This window comes from Streptomyces aurantiaciflavus (genome assembly GCF_049808595.1).
Taxonomy (GTDB): Bacteria; Actinomycetota; Actinomycetes; order Streptomycetales; family Streptomycetaceae; genus Streptomyces.
Genome location: NZ_JBNCAQ010000039.1, coordinates 60,523 through 84,877, shown reverse-complemented (window position 1 = coordinate 84,877; position 24,355 = coordinate 60,523). Strand labels below are relative to the sequence as shown.

26 protein-coding genes are annotated in these 24,355 nt (G+C 71.6%); 11 read left to right on the top strand and 15 right to left on the bottom strand.

What is annotated here, in order from left to right:
- The first annotated feature begins 35 nt into the window (after nt 1-35).
- Both ACPT94_RS35005 and ACPT94_RS35000 read left to right on the top strand, forming a co-directional pair.
- Nucleotides 36-1,337, top strand: coding sequence for a 3-oxoacyl-ACP reductase (locus ACPT94_RS35005; RefSeq protein WP_360338443.1), 1,302 nt, complete (start codon nt 36-38; stop codon nt 1,335-1,337).
- A 34-nt stretch (nt 1,338-1,371) separates the two neighbouring features.
- Complete coding sequence (locus ACPT94_RS35000; protein ID WP_360338440.1) at nt 1,372-2,220, top strand: MaoC family dehydratase; 849 nt, start codon at nt 1,372-1,374, stop codon at nt 2,218-2,220.
- A 3-nt stretch (nt 2,221-2,223) separates the two neighbouring features.
- Here the strand turns inward: ACPT94_RS35000 and ACPT94_RS34995 are convergent, their stop codons facing one another.
- From ACPT94_RS34995 to ACPT94_RS34965, 7 genes are all read right to left on the bottom strand, one after another.
- Nucleotides 2,224-2,943 (bottom strand): TetR/AcrR family transcriptional regulator, encoded by a 720-nt coding sequence (locus ACPT94_RS34995; protein WP_360338437.1) that lies wholly within the window; start codon nt 2,941-2,943, stop codon nt 2,224-2,226.
- A gap of 119 nt (nt 2,944-3,062) precedes the next feature.
- Complete coding sequence (locus ACPT94_RS34990) at nt 3,063-3,377, bottom strand: DUF4229 domain-containing protein (protein ID WP_360338434.1); 315 nt, start codon at nt 3,375-3,377, stop codon at nt 3,063-3,065.
- Between the two features lie 84 nt (nt 3,378-3,461).
- Entirely contained in the window at nt 3,462-3,986 is a 525-nt protein-coding gene (locus ACPT94_RS34985) for a GNAT family N-acetyltransferase (RefSeq protein WP_425247699.1), read from the bottom strand.
- A gap of 16 nt (nt 3,987-4,002) precedes the next feature.
- Nucleotides 4,003-4,665: a UdgX family uracil-DNA binding protein gene (locus ACPT94_RS34980; protein WP_360338428.1), complete on the bottom strand. Its 663-nt coding sequence runs from the start codon at nt 4,663-4,665 to the stop codon at nt 4,003-4,005.
- Nucleotides 4,666-4,770: 105 nt separating this feature from the next.
- Nucleotides 4,771-5,934, bottom strand: a complete 1,164-nt coding sequence (gene mqnE, locus ACPT94_RS34975; protein WP_360338425.1) for an aminofutalosine synthase MqnE — start codon at nt 5,932-5,934, stop codon at nt 4,771-4,773.
- 85 nt (nt 5,935-6,019) lie between these two features.
- A complete protein-coding gene (locus tag ACPT94_RS34970) occupies nt 6,020-6,475 on the bottom strand; it encodes an Lrp/AsnC family transcriptional regulator (RefSeq protein WP_360338422.1) in 456 nt (151 codons plus the stop codon).
- Between the two features lie 90 nt (nt 6,476-6,565).
- Nucleotides 6,566-7,255 (bottom strand): UbiX family flavin prenyltransferase, encoded by a 690-nt coding sequence (locus ACPT94_RS34965; protein WP_360338419.1) that lies wholly within the window; start codon nt 7,253-7,255, stop codon nt 6,566-6,568.
- A gap of 90 nt (nt 7,256-7,345) precedes the next feature.
- Between ACPT94_RS34965 and ACPT94_RS34960 the strand changes: the two genes are divergently transcribed.
- Nucleotides 7,346-7,951 (top strand): rhomboid family intramembrane serine protease, encoded by a 606-nt coding sequence (locus ACPT94_RS34960; RefSeq protein WP_360338652.1) that lies wholly within the window; start codon nt 7,346-7,348, stop codon nt 7,949-7,951.
- Nucleotides 7,952-7,957: 6 nt separating this feature from the next.
- Here the strand turns inward: ACPT94_RS34960 and mqnP are convergent, their stop codons facing one another.
- Together mqnP and ACPT94_RS34950 are read right to left on the bottom strand one after the other, a co-directional pair.
- On the bottom strand, nt 7,958-8,860 hold the full coding sequence (mqnP, locus tag ACPT94_RS34955; RefSeq protein WP_360338416.1) for a menaquinone biosynthesis prenyltransferase MqnP: 903 nt from the start codon (nt 8,858-8,860) through the stop codon (nt 7,958-7,960).
- Between the two features lie 97 nt (nt 8,861-8,957).
- A complete protein-coding gene (locus ACPT94_RS34950) occupies nt 8,958-10,409 on the bottom strand; it encodes a menaquinone biosynthesis decarboxylase (protein ID WP_425247698.1) in 1,452 nt (483 codons plus the stop codon).
- Between the two features lie 88 nt (nt 10,410-10,497).
- Between ACPT94_RS34950 and ACPT94_RS34945 the strand changes: the two genes are divergently transcribed.
- Complete coding sequence (locus tag ACPT94_RS34945) at nt 10,498-10,845, top strand: PLD nuclease N-terminal domain-containing protein (protein ID WP_360338410.1); 348 nt, start codon at nt 10,498-10,500, stop codon at nt 10,843-10,845.
- A gap of 1 nt (nt 10,846) precedes the next feature.
- Nucleotides 10,847-11,734 carry a LysR family transcriptional regulator gene (locus ACPT94_RS34940; RefSeq protein ID WP_425247697.1) on the top strand — a complete coding sequence of 296 codons (888 nt, stop codon included), beginning with the start codon at nt 10,847-10,849 and terminating at the stop codon, nt 11,732-11,734.
- Here the strand turns inward: ACPT94_RS34940 and ACPT94_RS34935 are convergent.
- Nucleotides 11,631-12,578, bottom strand: coding sequence for a DMT family transporter (locus ACPT94_RS34935; protein ID WP_360338404.1), 948 nt, complete (start codon nt 12,576-12,578; stop codon nt 11,631-11,633). The two genes, ACPT94_RS34940 and ACPT94_RS34935, sit on opposite strands and share 104 nt — an antisense overlap.
- Before the next feature lie 235 nt (nt 12,579-12,813).
- Here ACPT94_RS34935 and ACPT94_RS34930 point away from each other — a divergent pair, with 235 nt between their 5' ends.
- Together ACPT94_RS34930 and ACPT94_RS34925 are read left to right on the top strand one after the other, a co-directional pair.
- Nucleotides 12,814-13,419, top strand: coding sequence for a DUF6232 family protein (locus ACPT94_RS34930; protein WP_360338401.1), 606 nt, complete (start codon nt 12,814-12,816; stop codon nt 13,417-13,419).
- Complete coding sequence (locus ACPT94_RS34925; RefSeq protein WP_360338398.1) at nt 13,416-13,775, top strand: hypothetical protein; 360 nt, start codon at nt 13,416-13,418, stop codon at nt 13,773-13,775. The genes ACPT94_RS34930 and ACPT94_RS34925 overlap by 4 nt, the downstream gene beginning before the upstream one ends.
- Nucleotides 13,776-13,811: 36 nt before the next feature.
- On the opposite strand, the gene ACPT94_RS34920 is transcribed toward ACPT94_RS34925, so the two are convergent.
- Nucleotides 13,812-14,597 (bottom strand): CDP-alcohol phosphatidyltransferase family protein, encoded by a 786-nt coding sequence (locus tag ACPT94_RS34920; protein WP_425247696.1) that lies wholly within the window; start codon nt 14,595-14,597, stop codon nt 13,812-13,814.
- 166 nt (nt 14,598-14,763) lie between these two features.
- Here ACPT94_RS34920 and ACPT94_RS34915 point away from each other — a divergent pair, with 166 nt between their 5' ends.
- From ACPT94_RS34915 to ACPT94_RS34900, 4 genes are all read left to right on the top strand, one after another.
- Nucleotides 14,764-15,240 (top strand): nucleoside deaminase, encoded by a 477-nt coding sequence (locus ACPT94_RS34915; RefSeq protein ID WP_425247695.1) that lies wholly within the window; start codon nt 14,764-14,766, stop codon nt 15,238-15,240.
- Entirely contained in the window at nt 15,233-16,207 is a 975-nt protein-coding gene (locus tag ACPT94_RS34910; RefSeq protein ID WP_425247694.1) for an isopenicillin N synthase family dioxygenase, read from the top strand. The genes ACPT94_RS34915 and ACPT94_RS34910 overlap by 8 nt, the downstream gene beginning before the upstream one ends.
- A gap of 100 nt (nt 16,208-16,307) precedes the next feature.
- Nucleotides 16,308-18,494, top strand: a complete 2,187-nt coding sequence (locus ACPT94_RS34905; RefSeq protein WP_360338386.1) for a hypothetical protein — start codon at nt 16,308-16,310, stop codon at nt 18,492-18,494.
- Nucleotides 18,494-20,065 (top strand): type 1 periplasmic-binding domain-containing protein, encoded by a 1,572-nt coding sequence (locus ACPT94_RS34900; protein ID WP_425247693.1) that lies wholly within the window; start codon nt 18,494-18,496, stop codon nt 20,063-20,065. Before ACPT94_RS34905 ends, ACPT94_RS34900 begins: the two co-directional genes overlap by 1 nt.
- Here the strand turns inward: ACPT94_RS34900 and ACPT94_RS34895 are convergent.
- From ACPT94_RS34895 to ACPT94_RS34880, 4 genes are all read right to left on the bottom strand, one after another.
- Nucleotides 20,062-20,478 carry an SRPBCC family protein gene (locus ACPT94_RS34895; protein ID WP_360338380.1) on the bottom strand — a complete coding sequence of 139 codons (417 nt, stop codon included), beginning with the start codon at nt 20,476-20,478 and terminating at the stop codon, nt 20,062-20,064. The two genes, ACPT94_RS34900 and ACPT94_RS34895, sit on opposite strands and share 4 nt — an antisense overlap.
- Nucleotides 20,479-20,727: 249 nt before the next feature.
- On the bottom strand, nt 20,728-21,825 hold the full coding sequence (gene ccsB / locus ACPT94_RS34890) for a c-type cytochrome biogenesis protein CcsB (RefSeq protein ID WP_425247692.1): 1,098 nt from the start codon (nt 21,823-21,825) through the stop codon (nt 20,728-20,730).
- Nucleotides 21,822-23,579: a cytochrome c biogenesis protein ResB gene (gene resB / locus ACPT94_RS34885; RefSeq protein WP_425247691.1), complete on the bottom strand. Its 1,758-nt coding sequence runs from the start codon at nt 23,577-23,579 to the stop codon at nt 21,822-21,824. The genes ccsB and resB overlap by 4 nt, the downstream gene beginning before the upstream one ends.
- Before the next feature lie 4 nt (nt 23,580-23,583).
- Entirely contained in the window at nt 23,584-24,354 is a 771-nt protein-coding gene (locus tag ACPT94_RS34880) for a cytochrome c biogenesis CcdA family protein (RefSeq protein WP_360338371.1), read from the bottom strand.
- Between the last annotated feature and the right edge of the window lies 1 nt (nt 24,355).

Genomic DNA, 24,355 nt, shown 5'->3' with positions numbered 1-24,355 from the left:
CGTGGCACAGCTACCGGAACCGCTAGGAGTTGGACGTGGCCGACCGCTATCTGAGCTTCACCGCCACCGCACCCGGCCGCTTCCTCACCCGGCGGCTGGGCCTCCCGCAACCGGCGGCACTCAGGCGCTGGTCCCCCGCACACCCCTCCCTCGACGGCGACCTGCTGCACCTCACGGCCGGCTCCTCCGCCCTCGACCTCGCGCCCGTCCTGACCCGAACGGGACTCCCCCTGGGCACCGGCCGTCCCGCCGCCGTCGTCCTCGACGCCACCGGTGTCCGCGACGTCGACACACTCGCCGAGGTGCACGCGGCCCTGCACCCGGTCGTGCGGTCGATCGCGGCGTCCGGGCGGATCGTGGTGCTGGGCGCGCCGCTCGATCCCGAGGACCACCACCAGGCCGCCGTACAGCAGGCACTGGAAGGCTTCACGCGCTCCCTGGGCAAGGAGATCGGCCGGGGCAGGACGGTGAACCTGGTCCGGCTGACCGACGCGGCCGCCGCCGAGTCCACCCTGCGCTTCCTGCTCTCGCCCAAGTCGGCCTACGTCAGCGGACAGGTGATCGGGGTGGGCGCGGGACGCGCCGGGGAACCCGCCGACCGCGACCGTCCCCTCGCCGGCCGCACCGCCCTCGTCACCGGCGCCGCCCGGGGCATCGGCGAGGCGGTCGCCGAAACGCTGGCCCGGGACGGCGCCCGGGTCGTCGTCCTCGACGTACCGCAGGCCGAGGACGACGCCCGCAGGGTCGCCGAACGGCTCGGCGGCACGCCCCTCGCCCTCGACATCACGGCCGCCGACGCGGGCGAACGCATCGCCGCCGAACTCCCGAACGGACTGGACGTGCTGGTCCACAACGCCGGCGTCACCCGGGACCGCCGACTGGTCAACATGCCCGCCGAGCGCTGGAGTTCCGTCCTCGACGTCAATCTCGCGAGCGTGCTGCGCACCACCGACGCGCTGCTCGCCAAGGGCACCCTGCGGCCGGGCGGGCGGATCGTGGCGACCGCCTCCATCGCCGGGCTGGCGGGCAACGCGGGACAGACGAACTACGGCGCGAGCAAGGCGGGCGTCGCCGGGCTGGTCCGCGCCCTCGCGCCGCGCGCCCTCGCCGAGCACGGGGTGACGGTGAACGCGGTCGCGCCGGGCTTCATCGAGACGAGGATGACGGCCGCGGTGCCCCTGTTCATCCGGGAGGCGGGGCGCCGTATGAACTCCCTCGCCCAGGGCGGGCTGCCCGTCGACGTGGCCGAGACCACGGCCTGGCTCGCCCATCCGGCCTCCGGGGCGGTCAACGGGCAGGTCGTACGGGTCTGCGGTCAGAGCCTGCTGGGGGCGTGATGTCCATGACCGTCCTGAACCCGCCGGGGGCGTGATGCCGACCTTGACGAGCCCACCCGCTCTTGGCCCGCTCCTCGCCCGGGGCGCCCTGTGGTCCCCGTTCAAACGCCCGCACCCGGACGCCGACTTCCCGCGCGTCCGGCTGCTCCTGCCCGGCGTGCGCGTCGACCTGGCCCGGCTGGCCGCGTACGAGCGGATCTGCGGCTTCCCGACCGGCGAGGACTGCCTGCCCCTGACCCATCCGCACGTCCTCGGCTTCCCGCTGGCCATGCGCCTGATGAGCGACCGGGCCTTCCCGCTGCCCCTCCTCGGCCTCGTCCACACGTCGATCGACATCGCCCGCCACCGCCCGCTCCCGGCCACCGGCAGCTACGAACTCACCGTGTACGTCGACCGGTTGGCCCCGCACCGACGCGGCACCGAGGCGTCCGTCGTCACGGAGCTGCGGGAGGGGGGCGAGGTGGTGTGGGAGTCGAGCAGCACCTACCTGGCACGGCACCGCACAGCGCGGACGCCCCCGGCCGAACCTCCCGCGCAGCACGCGCCGGATCCCCTGCCCGTCCTCGACGAGTGGCGGCTCGCCGCCGACGTGGGCCGCCGCTACGGTGCCGCCTCCGGCGACCGCAACCCGATCCACCTGTACCCGCTCACCGCCCGTCTCTTCGGCTTCCCCCGCGCCATAGCCCACGGCATGTGGACCGCGGCCCGCTGCCTCGCCGCCCACGGCACCCCGCAGGCGGTCCGGGTACGGGTGGAGTTCCGGGCGCCGGTGCTGCTGCCGGGGACGGTGGTCTTCGCGGCGGACGGCAGCCGGTTCGAGCTGCGGGGGGCCGGGGAGGCTTCCCGGGTGCATGTGAGCGGGCGGGTGCATCCCCTCGGGTGAGGCTCATGCCTGCGGCGCTGCCACCTCCACGGACGATGGTTCCGCAGGCGATGCCTCCAGGGGTGATGCCCCCAGGGGTGATGCCTCCGGTGGCGCCCAGGGCCGGCCGCCCATGAGGTTGCCCAGTCCCGCCCAGGAGAAGTTCATCAGGGTCGTCGCCGCCTGCCGGGCGGTGACGCCCTCGGTGGTGTTGGCCCAGGCGGCGAGGGACTCGGCGGCGCCGACCAGGGCCTCGGCCAGACCGGCCACCTCGCGCTCGGGGAGGTCGGGGTCGCGGTGGGCGGCGCGGGCGGCGACGGCGATCAGCTGGGTGACGAACGCGACGATCTCCGCGCGCATCGCGGCGACCTCGGCGGCGAAGGGCTCGCCGTGCGTACGGGCCTGGAGGTGCAGCACGGACCAGGCGTGCGGGTGCCGCCCGGTGTGGGCGAAGAAGGCCAGCAGGCCGTCCCAGAGCTGGCGGTCGGCGGGCAGGTCGGCGCGCACGCCCGCGCGCACCGCCTGAACCAGCGCCTTGGCCTCGCGGCGGATGCAGGCGGTGAAGAGGTCTTCCTTGGAGTTCAGGTAGAGGTAGACCAACGGCTTGGAGACGCCCGCCAGTTCGGCGATCTCGTCCATCGACGCGGCCATGTACCCCCGCCGCCCGAAGATCTCCACGGCTGCGTCCAGCATCTGCTGCTCACGGACCGCACGCGGCATCCGCTTGGTCTTCACGGCACCCATGGGGGCAAGAGTAGTTGGGGGCCGGTGGCGGGCGACTTCGACGAGAAGCCCACGGAGTCGATCAGGCCAAGGAGGCCACGAGACCGACGAGGGCCGCGCAGTCGGTGGAGGCTACGGAGCTACGAGGCCTGGCTCTGCGGCGCCTGGCCCTGGGCCGGGGCGGAGTCGGTCTCCTCGTCCTCCTGGGAACGGTTGGCCTCCAGGTTGGCCTTCATCCGGTCCACCCGGCGCACGACCGTCTCCGAGGCGCGGTCGCGCTCCTTGCGCAGCGCCACGAAGCTGATCGGGGCGGAGATCACCAGCGCGAGCAGGACGATCCACATGCCGTTGGAGGAGCCGAGGCCACGCGGGACCACACCGAAGTAGACGAGCCCCCAGACGGCCACGAGGCAGCCTGCGAAGACACCGAGGCGCATCAACGTGTAGCGGAGCATCTCAATCCACTCTTCCGATTCCAAAAGGGGCCGTCGTCCAGTGAAGCACGACAGAGAGCCGATCTTGCAGGGGGGTGCGAGCGGTCACCTCAGGGGCAGCAGCAGGTGGATGTCGTCCCGGTCGTCGCCCGGGGCCACGCGGATCGCGCCGGGGATCCGGCCGACCTCCTGGTAGCCGCAGGAGGTGTAGAAGCGCTCCAGGCCGAGGCCGCCCCGGCAGGAGAGGCGTATGGCCTCGATCCCGTCGAAGGTGCGGGCCGCGTCGGCGGCGGCGGTCAGCAGGTCGCGGCCGTAGCCCCTGCCCTGGTGCTTGGGATGCACCATCACCGTGTAGAGCCACAGCCAGTGGGTCATCAGCCGGTGCGTGTTGAGGGTGAGGAAGGCGGTCGCGGCGACCTGTCCGGCCTCGTCGTGGCCGACGAGGAGGCGGGTACGGCCCTCCACCATCTGTGCGAAATGTCTGACCACCTCGGGCCGGACCTCCTCCGGCGTCACCGGGGCCACGAAGCCGACGGCGCCGCCCGCGTTGGTGACGTCCGTCCACAGGTCGAGGATGCCGTCGCGCAGGGCGGGAGTGACGGCGGGGTCGAGAGTGAAGGTAAGCGGCACCCGAGCATCGTAGTCATTACGCGGGCTGGGCCAGGACGCGTGCCGCCACCTTCAGGTCCGCGACCAGCCCCTGGTAGGCGGCCTCTCGGTCGTCGGAGCGCAGGACCGAGGACGGGTGCACGGTCGGCACCAGCCGCTCGGGGCGGCCGTGGATCTCCCGCTCCAGCACCGTCCCGCGCGCCTCGGTGACCCGGAACGACGACCCCAGCAGCGCCTTGCCGGCCGTCGCCCCCAGCACCACGATCAGCTCGGGCTCGACGACCGCCAGCTCGGCGGCGAGCCACGGCCCGCACGCCGCCATCTCGCGCAGGGTCGGCGCCTTGTGGATACGGCGCTTGCGGGGTTCGGCCTGCGTGAACTTGAAATGCTTCACGGCGTTGGTGACGTACGCCTCGCCGGGGTCGATGCCGGCCTCGGCGAGCGCCCGGTCCAGCAGTTTCCCCGCAGGGCCCACGAAGGGCCTGCCCTGGCGGTCCTCCTGGTCGCCGGGTTGCTCACCGACGAGCATGACCCGGGCGTCGGCCGCCCCCGCGCCGAAGACGGTCTGGGTGGCGTCGCGGTGGAGGGGGCAACCGCGACAGCCCGCCGCCGCACGGCGCAGGGCGGCGAGGCCGAGCCGCTCGGGGACGAAGGGTGCGGCGGTGTACTGGTCCTCGGGGGCGGTTGTCTGGGGGCTCACGGCCACCGAGTACCCCGCTTCCCACCGACCGAGTCGGTGGGGGGGCACAGCCGGGGTCCAGGGGCGGAGCCCCTGGCGGAGGCGAAGGGGCGGAGCCCCTTCGGGTCACACCCGCATCGGCTGCGGCGACTCCCTGCGCGCCGGGTCGGGACCGTCGTACTCCCGGATGATCTCGTACCGGGTATTGCGCTCCACCGGGCGGAAACCGGCGTCGCGGATCAGGTCCAGCAGGTCCTCGCGGGTCAGCTTGTTCGGGGTGCCGAAGTTGTCGGCGTCATGCGTGATCTTGTACTCGACGACCGAGCCGTCCATGTCGTCCGCGCCGTGCTGGAGCGCGAGCTGGGCGGTCTGGACGCCGTGCATCACCCAGAAGACCTTGACGTGCGGGACGTTGTCGAAGAGCAGGCGGGAGACGGCGAAGGTCTTGAGGGCCTCGGCGCCGGTCGCCATCTGGGTGCGCGCCTGGAGGCGGTTGCGCACCTTCCCGTCCTTCATGTCCACGAAGTCGTGCTGGTAGCGCAGCGGGATGAAGACCTGGAAGCCGTTCGTCTCGTCCTGCAGCTCGCGCAGGCGCAGGACGTGGTCGACGCGGTGACGCGGCTCCTCGATGTGGCCGTAGAGCATGGTGCAGGGAGTCTTGAGCCCCTTCTCGTGCGCCAGCCGGTGGATCCGCGACCAGTCCTCCCAGTGAGTGCGGTGGTCGACGATGTGCTGCCGGACCTCCCAGTCGAAGATCTCCGCGCCGCCGCCGGTCAACGACTCCAGACCGGCGTCGATCAGCTCGTCGAGGATCTCGGAGGCGGAGAGCCCGGAGATGGTCTCGAAGTGGTGGATCTCGGTGGCGGTGAAGGCCTTCAGCGAGACGTCCGGCAGGGCGGCCTTCAGCTCGCGCAGGGAGCGCGGGTAGTACCGCCAGGGAAGGTTCGGGTGCAGGCCGTTGACGATGTGCAGCTCGGTGAGGTTCTCCGACTCCATCGCCTTGGCGAGCTTGACGGCCTCCTCGATGCGCATCGTGTACGCGTCCTTCTCGCCCGGCTTGCGCTGGAAGGAGCAGTACGCGCAGGAGGCCGTACAGACGTTGGTCATGTTGAGGTGCCGGTTGACGTTGAAGTGCACGACGTCGCCGTTCTTCCGCGTCCGCACCTCGTGGGCGAGCCCGCCGAGCCAGGCCAGGTCGTCCGACTCGTACAGCGCGATGCCGTCCTCGCGGGTCAGCCGCTCACCGGAGCGGACCTTCTCCTCCAGCTCGCGCTTGAGCCCGACGTCCATGATCATCCCTCTCGTAGACAGACTCCGTAACCGTACTCCCCCGCCCTTGGGGCGGGTGGTGCCCCCGAACGGCGCTGAAACGCGCCTACACCTCTTCCGGAAGGTCCCCGACCCGGTTCTCCCACTTCGTGGAGAGCACGATGGTCGTACGGGTCCGGGAGACGCCCTTGGTGCCGGACAGCCGCCGGATGATCCTCTCCAGGCCGTCGACGTCGTTCGCCCGGACCTTGAGCATGAAGGAGTCGTCGCCGGCGATGAACCAGCAGTCCTCGATCTCGCTGAAGTCCTTCAGCCGGGCGGCCACGTCCTCGTGGTCGGCGGCGTCGGAGAGGGAGATGCCGATGAGGGCGGTGACGCCGAGGCCGAGGGAGGCCGCGTTCACCGTGGCGCGGTAGCCGGTGATGACGCCGGCCGCCTCCAGCCGGTTGATGCGGTCGGTGACGCTGGGCCCCGACAGACCGACGAGGCGCCCCAGCTCCGCGTAGGAGGCCCGGCCGTTCTCCCTCAGGGCCTGGATGAGCTGCCTGTCCACCGCGTCCATGCGATCGAGCCTTCCGATGAAGAGGTCTGAGAGTCCGAAAGTTCCTGAAGGTGGTGCTGGTACCGCTGCTCGGTGCTCGCCCGACGCCGCTCAGGCGGGCCGTGCGCCGCCGCCGAGTTCGCCGTCCCACCGGCGGTAGAGCCCGTGCGCGACCCCCGCCGCGTCGAGGACCCTCCCGGCGACGAAGTCGACCAGGTCCTGGATGTGGGTGGCGCCCGCGTAGAAGGCCGGCGAGGCGGGCACGACGCTCGCGCCCGCGTCGTCCAGGGCGACCAGGTGCCGCAGGGTCTGCCCGTTCAACGGCGTCTCCCGTACGGCGACGACGAGCGGCCGGCGCTCCTTGAGCGTGACGCTCGCCGCCCGCTGGAGGAGGTCCTTGGACAGCCCGAGCGCGACTCCGGCGACACAGGCCGTGGAGGCGGGGACGATCAGCATCCCCTTCGCGGGGTACGACCCCGAGGACGGCCCGGCGGCCAGGTCCCCGGCGGCCCAGTACCGCACGCGGTCGCCGTCCAGGTCCGCGTCGAAGGCGCCGGGCTTCCCGTCGGCCCCCCGGGCGAGCCATTCCCGCAGGTCGTCCCGCCAGTGCGCGTCCCGGAACGAGATCCCGGTCTCGTCGAGCAACGTGAGCCGCGAGGCCCGGCTGACGACCAGGTCGACGCTTTCGCCGGCGTCCAGGAGCGCGCGCAGCACGGCAGCGGCGTATGGGGTGCCGGAAGCGCCGGACACCCCTACGATCCAAGGCGTACGGGGCGTCTCTCCTGGCTTGACTGGGTTCACGACACCGAGCCTATCCGGCTCGGCGGGGTGGGAACCGGCCGGGATGTCCGGGCGTTCCCAGAGAAGACGAGTGAGTGGTGGGGGATGGCCATGTCGGATGCGCGGGTGGGGTGGTCGAGGAGCGACCGGGCGAAGGCCGCGGCCAAGTTGATGCTCGGCTGGGTGGCGCTGTTGTGGCTGCTGGAAGGCGTCGACGCGGTGACCGGCCACGCCCTGGACGGCTTCGGCATCACCCCGCGCGACCCCTCCGAGCTGGTCGACGTCGTCCCGGCCGCCTTCATCCACTTCGGCTTCGCCCATGTCGCGGCCAACACCGTTCCGCTGCTGGTCCTCGGCTTCCTCGCGGCCCTGGGCGGCATCCGGCGTTTCGCCGCCGTCTGCGCGCTGACAGTCGTCGCCGACGGCCTGGGTGTCTGGCTGGTCTCCCCTTCCGCCACCAACACGGCCGGCGCCTCCGGCCTGATCTTCGGCCTGTTCGGCTACCTGCTGGTCACGGGCTTCGTCGAGCGCCGCCCGCTCGGCATGGCGGTCGGCCTGCTGGTCGGCGCGGTGTGGGGCGGCTCGATACTGGCGGGCCTCGCCCCGACGCAGACCGGTGTCAGCTGGCAGGGGCATCTGGTGGGACTGGTGGCGGGGGTGGCGGCGGCGTTCCTGTTCCGCCGCCGCCCGGCCCCGGCCGCACCACTCATACCGTGAGCCCGGTCAGACGGTGAGCCCGCGCACCAACAGGTCCAGCAGCGCGCACACGAACAGGGCTATGCCGATGAACCCGTTGACGCTGAAGAACGCCCTGTTCACGCGGGACAGGTCGTGCGGGCGGACGATCGTGTGCTCGTACACGAAGGCGCCGGCGACGATGAGCAGGCCGCACCAGAAGAACGCGCCGGCGTCGGTGGCCAGGGCGTACCAGACGAACAGCCCCGTGGTCACGGCGTGGCAGACCCGCGCGCCCCAGATCGCGGCCGGGACGCCGAAGCGGGCCGGGACCGACATGACGCCGATCTCGCGGTCGGTCTCCACGTCCTGGCAGGCGTAGATGAGGTCGAAGCCGCCGATCCAGATGCCGACGGCCAGGCCCAGGATCACCGCGTCCCAGGACCACTCGCCGGTGACGGCCAGCCAGCCGCCGACCGGACCCATCGCCTGGGCCAGGCCCAGGATGGCCTGGGGGAAGTTCGTGAAGCGTTTGCCGTAGGGGTAGACGACCATCGGGATCACGGCGACGGGGGCGAGCGCCAGGCAGAGCGGGTTCAGCAGGGCCGCCGCGCCCAGGAAGATCACCAGAGCGATCAGGGCGCCGGTCCAGGCGTGCTTCACCGACATCGCGCCGGTGACGAGTTCGCGGTGGGCCGTGCGCGGGTTCCGTGCGTCGATCTCGCGGTCGATGATCCGGTTGACGGCCATCGCGAAGGTGCGCAGGCCGACCATGCAGACGGTGACCAGCAGGAGCCGGCCCCAGTGGATGTTCCTGTCCAGCTGGAACATCGCGGTGAGGGAGGCGATGTAGGCGAAGGGGAGGGCGAAGACCGAGTGCTCGATCATCACCAGGCGCAGAAAGGCGCGTGCCCTGCCGGGCTGGGGCATCGCGGCGGCGGAGGCGCTCACAGGCCGTACTCCGTCCAGCGGCGATCGACCGGGCCACCTCCGCGTCGGCGGAGAAGCCTCGCCGCCGCGATGCCGCTTCCCCTCGTCGCCTCGACCCTCACAGCCCGTACTCCTTCCAACGTCGTGTCACCCGTTCGGCCGTCTCCGGGTCCGACAGGACCATGTCCGGCCAGCCGCCGTCACGGGTGTAGCCCTCCTCGGGCCACTTCTTCGTCGCGTCGATGCCCGCCTTGCCGCCCCAGAACTGCTGGTAGGAGGCGTGGTCGAGGTGGTCGACGGGGCCTTCGACGACGCTGAGGTCGCGGGCGTAGTCGGTGTTGCCGAGGGCGCGCCAGGCGACCTCGTGGAGGTCGTGGACGTCGCAGTCGGAGTCGACGACCACGATCAGCTTGGTCAGGGACATCATGTGGGCCCCCCAGATCGCGTGCATCACCTTCTGCGCGTGCTTGGGGTACTTCTTGTCGATCGAGACGATCGCGCAGTTGTGGAAGCCGCCGGCCTCCGGCAGGTGGTAGTCCACGATGTCCGGGACGATGATCTTCAGCAGCGGGAGAAAGAAGCGCTCCGTGGCGCGGCCGAGGGGCCCGTCCTCCGTCGGGGGGCGGCCCACGACGATCGACTGCAGCAGGGGGCGACGGCGCATGGTGACGCAGTCGATCCTGAGGGCAGGGAAGGGCTCCTGCGGGGTGTAGAAGCCGGTGTGATCGCCGAAGGGGCCCTCCGGGAGCATCTCCCCCGGCTCCAGCCAGCCCTCCAGGACTACCTCCGCATGCGCCGGCACCTGGAGCGGAACCGTCTTGCAGTCGACCATCTCGATCCGCTTGCCCGCGAGGAAGCCCGCGAAGAGGTACTCGTCGATGTCGCCGGGCAGCGGCGCCGTGGAGGCGTACGTCACGGCGGGCGGGCAGCCGAAGGCGATGGCGACCGGCAGCCGCTCGCCCCTGCGCGCCGCCACCTGGTAGTGGTTGCGGCTGTCCTTGTGGATCTGCCAGTGCATACCGATGGTGCGCCGGTCGTGCCGCTGGAGGCGGTACAGCCCCAGGTTGCGGATCCCGCTCTCCGGGTCCTTGGTGTGGGTCAGGCCCAGGTTGAAGAAGGAGCCGCCGTCCTGGGGCCAGGTGAAGAGGGCCGGCAGCTGCTCCAGGTCCACCTCGTCGCCGTGCAGGACGACCTCCTGCACGGGAGCGTCCTTCACCTTCTTCGGCGGGACGTGCGCCATCGCGCCGAGCTTGCCGAAGGCCTCCCGGACGCCGACGAAGCCGTGCGGCAGCTCGGGCCGCAGCAGCCCGCCGATCTTCTCGGTGATCTCCGCGTACGACTTCAGCCCGAGCGCCTTCAGCAGGCGGCGGTCGGTGCCGAAGACGTTCATCGCGAGGGGCATCGCGGAGCCCTTCACGTTCTCGAAGAGCAGTGCGGGACCGCCGGACTTCTGGACCCGGTCGACGATCTCCCCGACCTCCAGATACGGATCGACCTCTGCCTTGACGCGCTTGAGGTCGCCTTCGCGCTCCAGTGCCCTGAGCAGGGAACGAAGATCGTCGTAAGCCATGCGGTCAAGTATCCCCGAGGGGCTACCCTGACCCAGTACCTGGGGCCTGTGCTCGTGGCCCCGACGACCACTTCGCTGGAGAGGCCCCATGCTCCGGGTACTGATGTTCCTCGTACCGCTGGCGCTGAGCGTGTACGCGTTCATCGACTGCATCAGCACCAAGGACGACGACATCCGCCACATGCCCAAGCCGCTGTGGGCGATCCTCGTCCTGCTGTTCCCGCTCGTCGGCTCGATCTCCTGGCTGATCGCGGGCAAGAAGCGCAGCCCGGCGGCCGACGGCTGGTCCGGGGTCCGCGGCGGCCGGACGCAGCAGCGGCAGTGGGTCGCGCCGGACGACAACCCCGAGTTCCTCAAGTCCCTCGACGAGGACGGCAGGGACGGGAACAACGGGAACAACGGGAACAAGGGGGACGACAAGCAGGACGGGAGCTGACGTGGAGCTCCGCCTCCTCGCCACCTTCGAGAAGGTCGCGACCGTGCTCAGCTTCACCCGGGCCGCGGCGGAGCTGAACTACGCCCAGTCCAGCGTGACCGGCCAGATCCGCGCCCTGGAGGACTCCCTCGGCGTCGAGCTCTTCGACCGTCTCGGCAGCCGCATCCGGCTGACCGAGCCGGGCGAGCGGCTGCTGCCGTACGCCCGGCGGATGCGGGAGCTGGCCGAGGAGGCGCGGGCGGCGGTCGCCGACGCGGAGGAGCCCTCCGGGACGCTCGCCGTCGGCACCATGGAGTCGCTGACCTCCTACCGGCTGCCGCCGCTGCTGGAACTCTTCCACCACCGCTACCCGAAGGTCCGCCTGTCCCTGAGGCCGACCCTCGGCGACGAGACCCGGCAGGCGCTGCGCCAGGGGACGTACGACCTCGGGTTCCTGATGGAGGAGGAGACCCGGCACGCGGGGCTGGAGACGGAGGTGCTGGCGGTGGAGCCGCTGGCGCTGGTGGCGGCGCCCCGGCACGCCCTCGCGGGCAAGGCGCAGATCACCACCGCCGACCTGGTGGGGCGGCCTCTCCTGGCCACCGAACCCGGCTGCGCCTACCGGGACCTGTTCGAGCGGGAGCTCACGGCGCTCGACGCGTCCGTGCAGTTCATGGAGTTCGGCACGATCGAGGCCACCAAACGCGCGGCGGCGGCCGGCCTGGGCAGCGCGCTGCTGCCCGAGGTGACGGTCGCCGCCGAACTCGCGGAGGGCTCTCTCGTACGGCTGGACTGGCAGCCGCCGTTCACGCTTCGCACGCAGCTGGCGTGGCGGTCCGGGAAGCGGCTTCCGGCGCACGCCCGGCTGTTCCTGGAGCAGGCGCGGCGGCTCGTGGCCGAGGAAGCGTGACCCGCAGGCTCGCCAGCACGATCAGCGGTACGCCCAGCGCCTGGACCAGGCCGATGTGGTGGCCGTACACCGCCCAGTCGACCAACATCGCGACCGCCGGGTAGACGAACGCGAGGACGGCGATCTTCGCGGTGGGGAGCTGAGCGTAGGCGGCGTACATGAGGACGTACATCACGCCGGTGTGCAGGAAGCCGAGGCCGATCAGCCAGCCCCAGTCGGCGCCGGTGCCGCGCATGGCGGCGAAGTCGGCGAAGGGCAGCAGCAGGGGGATGCCGACGAGGACCTGGACGAGGGCGATCAGGTGCGGGCGTACGCCGGTGATCCGCTTGGTCACCACGGTGGACAGGCCGTACAGGAGCGCGGCGAGGAGGGCCTGGCCGATGCCCACGACGTACGCGCCGTCGCCCGTGAGGTCGCCGGGGGTGACCCCCGAGACGAGGATCAGCCCGGCGAAGGCCAGCGTGATCCAGCCGGCCTTGGCGGCGGTCAGCCGCTCGCGGAAGAGGAGGGCGCCGAGCAGGACGACGTAGAACGGCTGGGTGTGGTAGACCACCGTGGCGACGGAGATCGAGGTGTTCTCGTACGACTGGAAGAGGAAGACCCAGTTGAAGACGATGAACACGCCGCCGAGGACGGCGAGGGCGAGGGTGCGCGGGGTGAAGCCGTGGTCGCGCAGCCAGCCGCGGGCGGTGACGTAGGCGCCGAGGGCGAGGGCGCCGAACAGGACGCGGAAGAACACGACGTTGAAGGGCGAGGCGCCCGACTCGACGACGAAGACGCCGAGGGTGCCGGAGAGCACCATCGCCGCCGTGAGCTGGGCCGTGCCCCTGTTCTGTGAGGTCATGACCACGAAGGTAGGAGCGGGTGGCGGGGCCGGTCCACGCGCTGGTGGGGCGTCCCGCCGATGGGGTCATCGGCCCCGCCGATGCGTGCAGGTCCTCCGTCCGCGAGCCACCCGACTCTCCACGACAGCCTCACGGTTGGCCTCCGATATGGACTTGCGTCGCGGCCACCTCGAGTAGTTAATGACCATCAGTCAGTAGTGATGGGCCGTCAGCGCCCATACCTCAGGGGGACAGATGGAGAGAACCGAGCCGCCGGGACACCATGACGTCCCGCCGCCGCCCGCCGTACCGCCGCAGACCGTGCGCGGCGTCGACCTGCGGGTCGGCAGACGGCTTCTGTGGGTCGGCAGGGCCGCGTATCCGCTGGAGAACGTCACACGGGTGTACACCTTCATGCTCACGCCCAAGCGCAAGGAAGCCACCGTGCTCTTCCTGAAGCGCGCGGCGATCATCCTGTCGGTGGCGTTCGCGCTGACGATCCTCGGCGGGATCACGGGCATCGCGAGCCAGAGCGCGGCCGGCACGATCGTCACGTTCGTGTGGCTGGGCGCGGTGGCCGCGCTGGTCTTCAGCATCGTGGAGCTGGTGGCGGTCCTGTCGGCGCCCACGCAGTACGTCCTGGCCGTCGAGACGTCCGGGCCGTCCATCGCCATGGTGACGAGCGCCGACCCGGGGCAGCTGGACCGGCTCGTCGACTCCGTCGTGCACGCGATCGAGAACCCCGAGACGGAGTTCACGGTCAGGGTGGAGCGCCTCATGGTCAACCCCAAGCACTACTACTTCGGTGACAACGTCAACATGTACGGCGGTACGGGCAACGTGGGGGTGGCGAACGCATGAGCGGCGACAACTACTACTTCGGCGACAGCGTGACGATGAACGGCGGGGTCGGCAACACCGGCATCGTCAAGAACCAGGGGGCGGCCGACGGCGCGGCGACGGTGTCCCCCGCCCTGCTGGAGGCGGTCGAGGAGCTGCGCCGGCTGGTCGAGGCGCTGCGCGAGCAGGTCCCGCCCGCGAGCGCGCAGGCCATCGACGACTCCCTGCCGGCCATCACCGCCGACGCCACCACCGCGCCGCAGGAGCGGCACCGCGCGCTGATGGCGGTCGCCGGCATCGCGGCGACGGTCGGGGCGGTGGGCCAGCCGGTCCTCGACCTGGTCAACCGGATCCTGGGACTGCTCGGCGGGCAGTAGGGCGGGCCGGCGCGGCCGCCGCTGCCGGCGGAGCGCTCAGCGCAGTCGCGACGACGACAGGATCGACAGCAGGTGGGCCGGGACCATCACCCAGGTGATCGCGGCGATGGCGGCCAGGGCCCAGCGGGTCGGTTCGACGCCGCCGGTGGCCGCGTCCGCGAACGCCACGACGAGGAGGACCAGGGAGGCCTCGATGCCGTTGGTGACCCGGTGGATCTTGAAGGCGGCGGCGAGGCGGCGGACGGAGGCGACGCCCTGGGAGCGGGGCCGGGTGGCCTCGTCGTCGGCGACGGCGAGGCCGCGGCGGGCGCGGGCCACGTCCACCAGGTCGGTGGAGGCCTTCAGCAGGACGACACCGAGGGCGGTCGCGAGGCCGAGGGAGACCCAGCCGTTGAAGCCCGCCCAGCCGCCGAGGCCGGACTCGGCGGCCCGGAAGCCGAAGCCGATCATGAGCGCCGCGTCCGCCAGGTAGGCGCCGAGACGGTCGACGTAGATGCCGGTCGCGCTGTTCTGGCCCTTCCAGCGGGCGACCTCGCCGTCGACGCAGTCGAAGAGCAGGAAGAGCTGCATGAGCAGGGCGGCGAGGACCGCGCCCGTCAGGCCCGGTATGAGCAGCGCCGCGCCCGACAGGACCCCGCAGACCACCATCGTCCAGGTCAGCTGGTCGGGGGTGACCGGGGTGCGCACGAGCTGCCGGGTGAACCGCAGCGAGATCCTCCGCATGTACAGGCGGCCCGCCCAGTGTTCCCCGTTGCGGCTCGCCAGCTTGGCCTGCGGCTGGCAGACCTCGCGCAGCTCCTCCAGTACCGGAGCAGCAACCATTTCCGTTTCCTCCACGCACCCGGGGGTCAACTGCCGCACGCGCGGCGGTGATCGGCACAGGCTACCTGCCCGGCTCCTGGACGTTTCCGGGGCGACGGCCCGAGCGACGTCACCCCCGTCGGCATCACACGTTGCCCTCGCGCGGCGCCCACAGCAGAGTGAGGTCATGGACCCCAAGGACCAGGTGATTCCCGTGGACCGGGCGACGGCGCACACCTGGCTCGCCACCGCCGTCGAAGAGGCCCGCGCCGGCCTCGCCGAGGGCGGCATCCCGATCGGCGCCGCGCTCCACGGCCCCGACGGCACCCTGCTCGGCCGCGGCCACAACCGCCGCGTGCAGGACGGCGACCCCTCGACGCACGCGGAGACGGCCGCCTTCCGCGCGGCGGGACGACAGCGGACGTACCGCGGCACGACGATGGTGACCACGCTCTCGCCGTGCTGGTACTGCTCCGGTCTGGTCCGGCAGTTCGGCATCTCCCGGGTGATCGTCGGCGAGGCGACCACCTTCCACGGCGGGCACGACTGGCTGGCCGAGCACGGGGTGGAGATCGTGCTGCTGGACGATCCCGAGTGCGTGCCGATGAGGCGCGACTTCGTCGCGAAGAACCCGGCTCTGTGGAATGAGGACATCGATGACTGACCCGCGTACGCCGCGTATCCCGACCATCGACCTGGAGCCCTGGCTCTCCGGCGGGCCGCAAGCCCGCGCCGCCATCGCCCGCACCGTCGACGAGGCCCTCCAGACCGCCGGGTTCCTGCTGGTCACCGGCCACGGCGTGGAGGCGTCCCTCCGCGCCCGGATCCGCGCGGCCGCCCGCTCCTTCTTCACGCTCCCCGTCGACGTCAAGCAGCCCTACGCCGCGCAGGTCGGCGGGCGCGGCTGGCTCGGGCCGGGGGCCGAGGCCAACGGTTACGCGGAGGGGACCGAGACGCCGCCGGATCTCAAGGAGTCGCTGACCTTCGCGACGCACGAGCCTTTCGACGACCCGGTCGTCAACGCGGAGTGGTACGCGCCGAACGTGTGGCCCGCGGAGGTGCCCGAGCTGCGGGCGCTGTGCGAGGAGTACCTGGGCGAGATGGCCGAGCTGGAGAAGCGGCTGCTCTCGCTGCTCGGCGAGGCGCTCGGTCTTGAACCCGACTTCTTCTCCCGGCACATGGACCACCCGACCTACGGCTTCAACATCAACTGGTATCCGGGGAGGGACGTCGTCGGGGAGCCGCAGCCGGGGCAGTTCCGGATCGGGCCGCACACCGACTTCGGGACGGTGACGATCCTGGACCGGCAGGCCGGGAAGGGCGGGTTGCAGGTCTGGACGGACGAGGGCGGCTGGGAGGACGCGCCCTACGACCCGGAGGCGTTCACCATCAACATCGGTGATCTGATGGCCCGTTGGACCGGCGACCGGTGGCGGTCCGGGCGGCACCGGGTGCTGCCGCCGCCCGCCGATCTGCCCGCCGAGGAGCTGATGTCGCTCGTCTATTTCGGCGAGTGCACTCCGGGGACGCGCGTGGCGTCCGTCCCGGCGCCGGTGGGGCGGGTGATGTACGAGCCGGTCGACTCGCATGTGTACCTGAGGGAGAAGCTGGATTCGATCACCGTGGGGTGAACCCCGGCGGAGCTTTCGTGCCCCTCCGGACATCACGCCATCTGGCACACATCAACTCCCTCTCTTTACCCTGGCGTGAGGACCGGCCACGGGGGGTGCGGTGCACAGACGGTTGTACGGGCGAGGTGCGCTGTTCGACGTCGAGCCGGCCGGTCTCGTACCCCGGCTCGTCGGGCTTCGTCCGTACCAGCACCTCGCGGTGAAGGTCGAACATCCCGACGAGGTACCGGTGCTGGTGCTGGCCGGCGGGCGTGGGCTGGGCAAGAGCGCGGTGCTGGCGGAGATCTGGGAGGCCTACACCGAGCGGACCCGGAGGGGTGAGGCCCGCAGACGCACACCGGTCGCGTTGGCCGACTGCGAGGACGAGCAGTTCGCACGGCCGCCGCACGAGGAGAACCCGGAGTCCTGGTCCCCGGTCTGGCAGGCGCTGCTGGTGCTCGCCGAGCAGTTGACCGAGCCGGTGAAGGCGGCCGGGCAGCTCACCTTCCCGCGGCTGACGGCGGGGCTGGTGGCGGTGCGGGCCAGCGACTGGAGCGGGCGGACGGACTCGGAGCGGATCCGGCGGGAGCTGGTGCGGATCCTGCTGCTGAACGAGCGGGCGTCACGGTTCAGCATGGCGGGACGGTGGGCGGCCCGGGTGGCGGCGCGGGTCGTCGGGGCCGGGGCGGCGAACGGGCAGGGACCGTTCGTGGCGGCGGCCATCGAGACCCTGCTGGAGGCGCTGTCGGAGGGCTTCACGCACCACCGGGAGCAGAAGCCGTCGCAGTGGTACCGCACGTATCCGAACGCGGGCGGCAACGCCAGGCGCGGGTTGCTGCTGCTCGCGGGCAACTTCCGGGCCGGCGGCACCTCCCGCGAGCACGCCGAGCGCTGGCTGGTGCGCGCGCTGCTCGCCGATCTGGCGGAGGCGTACTCGGGTCTGGGGTCGCATCTGCGGCGGCTCGGGCGGCCGATCGTGCTGCTGGACAACGCGCACGGCGGGCCGGGGCCGGGGCTGCTGGACGCCGTGCTGCGGGACCGGGCCGAGGGCGCCGCCGACCAGGTGGTGTGCGTGGCCACCGTCCGCGGGACCGACCTGCCCCTCTCCCTCGGCTCCGCTCGCGCCGGGGGGACCCCCATGGCGCTGGGGGACGCCGTACGGCGGGAGCTGCCGGAGGTGGCGCGGGCCACGGAGTGGGAGCCGGGGAGTTCGCCGTCCTCGCGGGCGCTGCTGGTGCCGCTGTCGCCGCTGTCCCCGGACGAGACCCTCCACATGGTGGGCGCGGTCTGCGACGACATCGAGATCCCGCCCCAACTCCCGCACGCCGTCCACCGGTTGACCGGCGGGAACCCGCTCGGCATCGTCCTGCTCGCCACCGCCGCCCGTCGCCACCCCGACCAGGCGGCCTCCTTGGGGCGGCTGCTCACCGCCGGGACACGACGGGAGGAGGGTCAGGGCGACGGCCCGCCGGCCTACGGCGAGCTGCTGCGCCGTCTGGTCCCGGCCGACCGGCTCGACGAGCTGACCGTCCTCGCCGCCGCCCACGACCACGACTCCGCGGTCGCCCTCGCCGCCGCCCACCTCCCGGACGACTTCGGCTCCTCGGGCGTACGGTCGCTGCGGGTGCGGCTCGCCGAGGAGGGGCTGCCGGCCGCGCCGGGCCACTTCGTGGGCGACCCGTTCGTGCGCACGCTGCTGCTGCTCCGCCTGCACCACCGGGACCCCGACCACCGTGGCTGGCGCGAGGTGCACGAGACGCTGATCCGGCACTACGCGGAGCCGGGCGGCGAGGCCGCCCCCGACCCGGCGCGGGCCCGCTACCGGCTCTCGCACGAGTTGGCCCTGGGCAACGCCGCGAACGCTGTCGCGCATCTGCGCGACGCCTTCCACACGCTGGACACCCGCACCTGGCTGGACACCCTCTGCTTCCTGGCGTCGGCGCCCTACTTCCACGCGCACGACGACGAGGGCCGGGACGCGGCCGGTCACGAGGACCGGCGGGCGGCGATCGCGCTGGGCCGCACCGACGCCTCGCACCGGCCGCCACAGGGTGTGGACGCCCTGCTGCATCTGCGGATCCGGCGGCTGCTGCACGCGGTGTGGCAGGTCACCGACCCGCTCGTGCTGCCCGACCCGAGGGTGTGCGGACGGCTGGAGTTCGAGCTGCTGCAACTGTCCGACCTGCGGCCCGCCGGGGGCGCGCTGCTGTTCGCGACGTCCCAGGCCTGGCCCCGGGACGCGCGTGCCGGCCGCCCCCTGCGCACACCGGCCGACGAGGGATCCGACGACGGGGACGGGGAGGCGTGATGGCGAGGGGTGACGGCGGCGCGGGGGTCGGAGGCCCGCTGGTGCGGTGGCTGCGGGAGGTCTGGGAGATCCGCCTCTACCGCTATCTCGCCGTGCTGGTCACGGCCGCCCTGGTGACCGGCCTGGTCTTCGCGGTGCGGGCGTTCACCCAGGAGGACCGCTCGTGCGCGCCGGGGGTGGCCCGTCCGCAGGGCAGCGACGAGTGCGTGGGCGTGGCGACGACGGCGTACGACTTCGGGCGGCCGATGCTGCGGGACGTGGTGCGGGCGATCGACCGGGAGAACGACCGGCTGAAGGCGGGGAGTTATGTGACGGTGGCGCTGATGCTGCCGTACACCGCCACCACGCCGTCGACGCTCAGTGACATCCTGCACGAGGTGCAGGGCGCCTATCTGGCGCAGTGGCAGGCCAACCACACCTCCAACGGGCAGGCTCCGGCGATCCGGCTGGTGCTCGCCAACCCGGGTGCGACCAGTGACCACTGGGAGCTGCTGGTCGACCGGTTGGAGCGGATGACGAAGGGCGCCGACCGGCTGCGGGCGGTCGCCGGCGTCGGGATGAGCACCGACAACAACAAGAAGGCCGTGGCGGAGCTGACCCGGAGGGGCATCCCGGTGGTCGGCGCGTCCATCACCGCCGACGATCTCGCCAACGGGCAGAACGGCAAGGACCCGTTCCCGGGGCTGGCCCGGGTCTCCCCCACCAACACCGACGAGGCGCGCGCCCTGGCCTCGTTCGCGAAGGTCAGCGCCGGGCGGGCGCTGCTGGTGTACGACAAGCCGGGCGACCCGTACACACGGACGCTGCAGGCGTCGTTCTCCGCGCTGATCGAGGGCTCGCCGTACGAGCCGCAGCCGTTCACGCCGCCCGCCGACCGTACCCGGGAGGGCACGACGGCGAACACGTTCCGGCAGATCACGCACCTGGTGTGCGACACCTCGCCGGAGACGGACACCATCCTGTTCGCCGGCCGCCACACGCAGCTGCGGCAGTTCATCAACGCGCTCGGCACCCGTGGCTGCCAGGACCGGAAGTTCACGCTGCTGACGGGCGACGAGGGCTCGTACCTGACCGGCGACAAGAAGCTGGACCGCACGGCGCTCGCCCACAACCTCTCCGTCCGCTACACCGCCCTCGCCCACCCGGACGCCTGGGCGAAGGCCCCCGCCGGGACGAACGGCGGCTCGGCGGCGGACGCGCGGGTACTGACCGACCTGCTGGCCCGCAGCGCCCGCGCGCCCGTCGGCCCGATCGGGGAGACGGCCCTGGAGGACGGCCAGTTGATCATCGGCTACGACGCGCTGCGGCTGGCCGTCCACGGCATCCGCGAGGCGACCCCGGACGGCGGGAGCGTCCCGCCGCTGGCCGACGTCGGCCTGCAGTGGCCGCAGGTCAAGGGCTCGCTGCGGGTGAGCGGGGCGAGCGGCTGGATCTGTCTGGACGTGCACGGCAACCCGTACGACAAGGCCGTACCGATCGTGGAGCTGCACGCCGACGGCGGCTCGCGCTTCGTACGGATCGCGTGGCCGGAGGGGAAGCCGCCGGAGCGGGAGTGTCTGCCGCCGTCCTAGGCGTGATCCCGCTCCAGGCGCCCCAGATATTCAATCATTCGTTCGAATCGAGCCCGCCAGAGCGGCTCGGCCCCCGACTCCCCCGGGAACTCGTGGGTGAAGCGCAGGACGCTGGCGTCGTCCCCGGCCCGCTCCAGATGGAACCGCATCCGGCCGGCGCCCTCCACCGTGTACTCGGCGACCCGGTCCACGTCCCAGGCGGTGACCTGCCCGCCGCCCAGGCCGGACAGGCCGATCAGACCGCCGAGCCGGGGCTCGAGGACGTCGACGGGACCGAACCACCCCGCGAGCCCCTCCGCGGTGGCGACCGCCGGCCAGACCGCCTCCATGGGCCGCGGCAGCCGCACCAGGAAGTGCAGGACGCGTGTGTTCCCGTGGGTCTGGCTGGTGCCCTGTTCGATGGAACCGGTCATGACACCAGCGTGACTCCTGCGGAGGGCTCGTGCACGCGTTACGGGCGTCGGCCGACCTCGTCGACGAAGGCACGGCGCTCGATGGCGGCGTCGTAGCGCACCGTCCCCTTCTTCAGCTTCCCGTAGTCCCGGGTGAGGGTGTACCGCTGGCCGAGCAACTGGTCGTATCCACGCCCCTCTACCTGTCCGCACGACGGAGGCCGGTTCCTGTGACCTGGGTCACGGGAACCGGCCTTCGTCGTAAGGGGCTCACACGCCGGCGTACGAGTGCTTGCCGGAGACGAAGATGTTGACGCCGTAGTAGTTGAACAGCCAGCAGCCGAAGGCGATCAGGGCCAGGTAGGCGGCCTTGCGGCCCTTCCAGCCGGCCGTGGCGCGGGCGTGCAGGTAGCAGGCGTAGGCGACCCAGGTGATGAAGGACCAGGTCTCCTTGGGGTCCCAGCCCCAGTAGCGGCCCCATGCGTCGCCCGCCCAGATCGCGCCCGCGATGATCGTGAACGTCCACAGCGGGAAGACGGCCGCGTTGACCCGGTAGGAGAACTTGTCGAGGGAGGCCGCCGCGGGCAGCCGGTCCAGGACCGAGTTGGCGAACCTGCCGGGTCGGCCGCCGCTCGCCAGCTTGCTCTCGTAGGAGTCCTTGAACAGGTACAGGATCGTGGCGACCGCGCCGACGTAGAACACCGCGCCGCAGAAGATCGCGGTGGAGACGTGGATGTACAGCCAGTACGAGTGCAGGGCGGGAACCAACTGGTCACTGGCGGTGTACAAGACAGTGACGGCGAGACCGAGATCGAGGAGGACCGTGGTGGTCAGGAACAGCCCGAGCCAGCGCACGTTCTTCTTCAGCGCCAGCAGCGTGAGGTACACGCCGACGGCCACCGTGGAGAAGGTGATGTTGAACTCGTACATGTTGCCCCACGGCGCCCGCTGCACCGAGAGAGCGCGGGCCAGCACCCCGCCGAACTCGATCAGGAACGCGAGCACGGTGAGCGAGATGGCGATACGCCCGTAGAGGTCGCCCTGCTCGTCCCCGCCGTGCGCCCCGGGCCCGTCCGGCACGTCCCGCGCACCGGCCGCGGCCCGCACCACGACCTTGGGCCGCTCCAGTACGGCGGTCCCTCCGGCCTTCGTCACCGTGACGGCCGGGGCCTTCTTCGCCGCGGCCTGTGCGGTGAGCGCGGCGGCGGTGCGGCCGACCTTGCTGCGGCTGCCGAAGAGCCATTCGGCGATGTAGGCGAAGAAGGCGAGGGTGTAGACGGCCATCGCGGAGTAGATCAGCGTGTTGCTGATGTTCGCGAGGTTCTCGTTGGTGGCGGCGGCGAGATCGGTTGCGGCGGCGAGAGTCACTTCTTCTCAGCCCCTTCGGCAGGTACGACTTGGGGGTCGGGGGATTTCGAGGAGTCGGCGGAGTCGTCGTCCGGGTCGGGGGCCCCGGGGGCCTGGTCGTACAGGATCCCGGCGAGGTCGCCGAGTTCCTCGGGCACCTTGGCGGACTCGCTGCGGCCGAGGCCGGCCATCTCGACGACCGTCACCCCGTCGGCGCCCTTGACCGCACGCACCCACACGCGGCGGCGTTGGATGAACAGGGAGGCGGCCAGACCGAAGATCGCGGTGATCGCGCCGCCGAGCGCCCAGCCGCTGCCGGGCTGCTGGGTGATCTGGAAGTTCGCCCACTCCTTGGTGCCCTCGTAGGTGATCGAACCGGCGCCGCCCGGCAGCGTCATGGTCTCGCCCGGCTCGAGGTTCTCCCGCATCTGCAGTCCCTTGGCGTCCTTGAACCCCTTCATATGGGCCTTGTCGAGCTGGTACACGCTCTGCGGGATGCCCGAGTTGACACCGAGGTCGCCGTGGTACGGCTCCAGGTTCAGCACCGGGTTGATCAGCGCCGGGAAGACGGAGGAGACCTCGTTGCCCTTCGCGTACGTCGGCAGGAGGAAGGCCTGGAAGGCGAGCTGCTCGCTGACGCCCTTGGCGTTCCGGTAGCCGTCGTAGACCTTGATCACACCGGAGGAGGTGACGTTGGAGTCCAGCGGCAGCAGCGGGACGGCGTCGCTGTAGACGACGTCGCCCTTGCCGTCCCGGACGGTGACGACGGGGGCGTAGCCGTGCGCTGTGAGGTAGACCTTGGAGTCGCCGATCTCCAGCGGGTGGTTGACCTTGACGACGGTCTTGCGGTCCTTGCCGTAGGCGCCCTCGGAGTAGGTGAGGGCGGCCTGGTAGGTGCGCGGGGTGCCCTTGTTGGGGCCGGAGACCTCGTAGGTGCCCTGGAAGTCGTTCAGGGTGAAGCTGAACGGCGCCAGGTCGTCGGTGCTGAAGAGGGTGCCGGACTTGATGTCGTCGTACTGGGTGAGGGTGTTGGAGAAACCGTCGCCCTCGACGACCAGCTTGTTGCCCTCCATCTTGAACAGCTGGCCCCAGGCGAAGGCGACCAGCATCACGATGAGGGCGATGTGGAAGGCGAGGTTGCCGACCTCCCGCAGATAGCCCTTCTCGGCGGCGACGGCGTCACCGGCGACGTGCGCGCGGAAGCGGCGCTTCTTCAGGAGGGCGAGGGCGGCCTCGCGCACCTGCTCCGGCTCGGCCTCGGTGCGCCACGTCGTGTACGCGGGCAGCCGGGTCAGCCGCCTGGGGGCGCCGGGCGGGCGGCTGCGCAGCTGGCCGACGAACTGCCAGGTGCGCGGCACGATGCAGCCGATGAGGGAGACGAACAGCAGGATGTAGATCGCGGAGAACCACACCGAGCTGTAGACGTGGAAGAGGCCGAGCCTGTCGTAGATCGGCGCGAGGGCGGGGTGGTCCTTCTCGAAGGCGGCGACCTTCGTGGCGTCGGTGCCGGTCTGCGGGATCAGCGAGCCGGGGATCGCGCCGAGCGCCAGCAGCAGAAGCAGCAGCAGGGCGACCCGCATCGAGGTGAGCTGGCGCCAGAACCAGCGGGCCCAGCCGATGACGCCGAGGGCCGGGACGCCGGTGAGGGTCTCCACGGGCGCGGTGGACAGCTGGGAGCCGGCGGCGCCGAGGTCCTGGTCGTCGGGGGCGGCGGCCGGGGTCTCGCCGGACGCGGCGCCGGGTGCGCCGGTCACACCGGTCGGCGTATTGCTCATGGAATCAGATCCCCACAGTGAAGCCGGTGGACCAGGACTGCATGTCCTGCACGATGCGGTCCCACGCGCCCGTCAGCAGCAGCAGACCGGTCACGATCATCATCGTGCCGCCGATCCGCAGGACCCAGACGTAGTGGCGCTTGACCCAGCCGAAGGCGCCGAGCGCCTTGCGGAAGGCGACCGCGGCGAGCACGAACGGCACGCCGAGGCCGAGGCAGTAGGCGACGGTCAGTATGGCACCGCGGCCCGCGCTGCCCTGCTGGGAGGACAGGGCGATCACGGAGGCGAGGGTCGGGCCGATGCACGGGGTCCAGCCGATGCCGAACAGCGCGCCGAGCAGCGGGGCGCCGACCAGCCCGGTGGCGGGCTTCCTGTGGAAGCGGAACTCCCGCTGGGTCATCCAGGGCATCAGCCCCATGAAGAAGACGCCCATGAGGATCATGAGCACGCCCAGCACCTTGGACAGGGCGCCCTGGTTCTCCAGGAGCGTCTCGCCGAAGTAGCCGAACAGGGCCCCGCTGGAGACGAACACGGCGGTGAAGCCGAGGACGAAGAGGGAGGCGCCGGCGACCATCCGTCCGCGCCGGGCCTCGGCCAGGTCGGTGCCGGCGACTCCGGTGACGTACGACAGGTAGCCGGGGACGAGGGGCAGGACGCAGGGGGAGAAGAAGGAGACGAGACCGCCGAGCAGCGCGATGGGCAGGGCGAGCAGCAGCGCTCCGTTGAGCACCGTGTCGTTGTAGCCCGTGGCGGCGAGCGTGGTGACTGAGGTCACG

Coding starts and splice junctions, on each gene's coding strand:
- ACPT94_RS35000 (WP_360338440.1), top strand. CDS start 1,372: ATGCCGACCTTGACGAGCCCACCCGCTCTTGGCCCGCTCCTCGCCCGG.
- ACPT94_RS34995 (WP_360338437.1), bottom strand. CDS start 2,943: ATGGGTGCCGTGAAGACCAAGCGGATGCCGCGTGCGGTCCGTGAGCAG.
- ACPT94_RS34990 (WP_360338434.1), bottom strand. CDS start 3,377: ATGCTCCGCTACACGTTGATGCGCCTCGGTGTCTTCGCAGGCTGCCTC.
- mqnE (WP_360338425.1), bottom strand. CDS start 5,934: ATGGACGTCGGGCTCAAGCGCGAGCTGGAGGAGAAGGTCCGCTCCGGT.
- ACPT94_RS34970 (WP_360338422.1), bottom strand. CDS start 6,475: ATGGACGCGGTGGACAGGCAGCTCATCCAGGCCCTGAGGGAGAACGGC.
- ACPT94_RS34960 (WP_360338652.1), top strand. CDS start 7,346: ATGTCGGATGCGCGGGTGGGGTGGTCGAGGAGCGACCGGGCGAAGGCC.
- ACPT94_RS34950 (WP_425247698.1), bottom strand. CDS start 10,409: ATGGCTTACGACGATCTTCGTTCCCTGCTCAGGGCACTGGAGCGCGAA.
- ACPT94_RS34945 (WP_360338410.1), top strand. CDS start 10,498: ATGCTCCGGGTACTGATGTTCCTCGTACCGCTGGCGCTGAGCGTGTAC.
- ACPT94_RS34935 (WP_360338404.1), bottom strand. CDS start 12,578: ATGACCTCACAGAACAGGGGCACGGCCCAGCTCACGGCGGCGATGGTG.
- ACPT94_RS34930 (WP_360338401.1), top strand. CDS start 12,814: ATGGAGAGAACCGAGCCGCCGGGACACCATGACGTCCCGCCGCCGCCC.
- ACPT94_RS34925 (WP_360338398.1), top strand. CDS start 13,416: ATGAGCGGCGACAACTACTACTTCGGCGACAGCGTGACGATGAACGGC.
- ACPT94_RS34920 (WP_425247696.1), bottom strand. CDS start 14,597: ATGGTTGCTGCTCCGGTACTGGAGGAGCTGCGCGAGGTCTGCCAGCCG.
- ACPT94_RS34915 (WP_425247695.1), top strand. CDS start 14,764: ATGGACCCCAAGGACCAGGTGATTCCCGTGGACCGGGCGACGGCGCAC.
- ACPT94_RS34910 (WP_425247694.1), top strand. CDS start 15,233: ATGACTGACCCGCGTACGCCGCGTATCCCGACCATCGACCTGGAGCCC.
- ACPT94_RS34900 (WP_425247693.1), top strand. CDS start 18,494: ATGGCGAGGGGTGACGGCGGCGCGGGGGTCGGAGGCCCGCTGGTGCGG.
- ACPT94_RS34895 (WP_360338380.1), bottom strand. CDS start 20,478: ATGACCGGTTCCATCGAACAGGGCACCAGCCAGACCCACGGGAACACA.
- resB (WP_425247691.1), bottom strand. CDS start 23,579: ATGAGCAATACGCCGACCGGTGTGACCGGCGCACCCGGCGCCGCGTCC.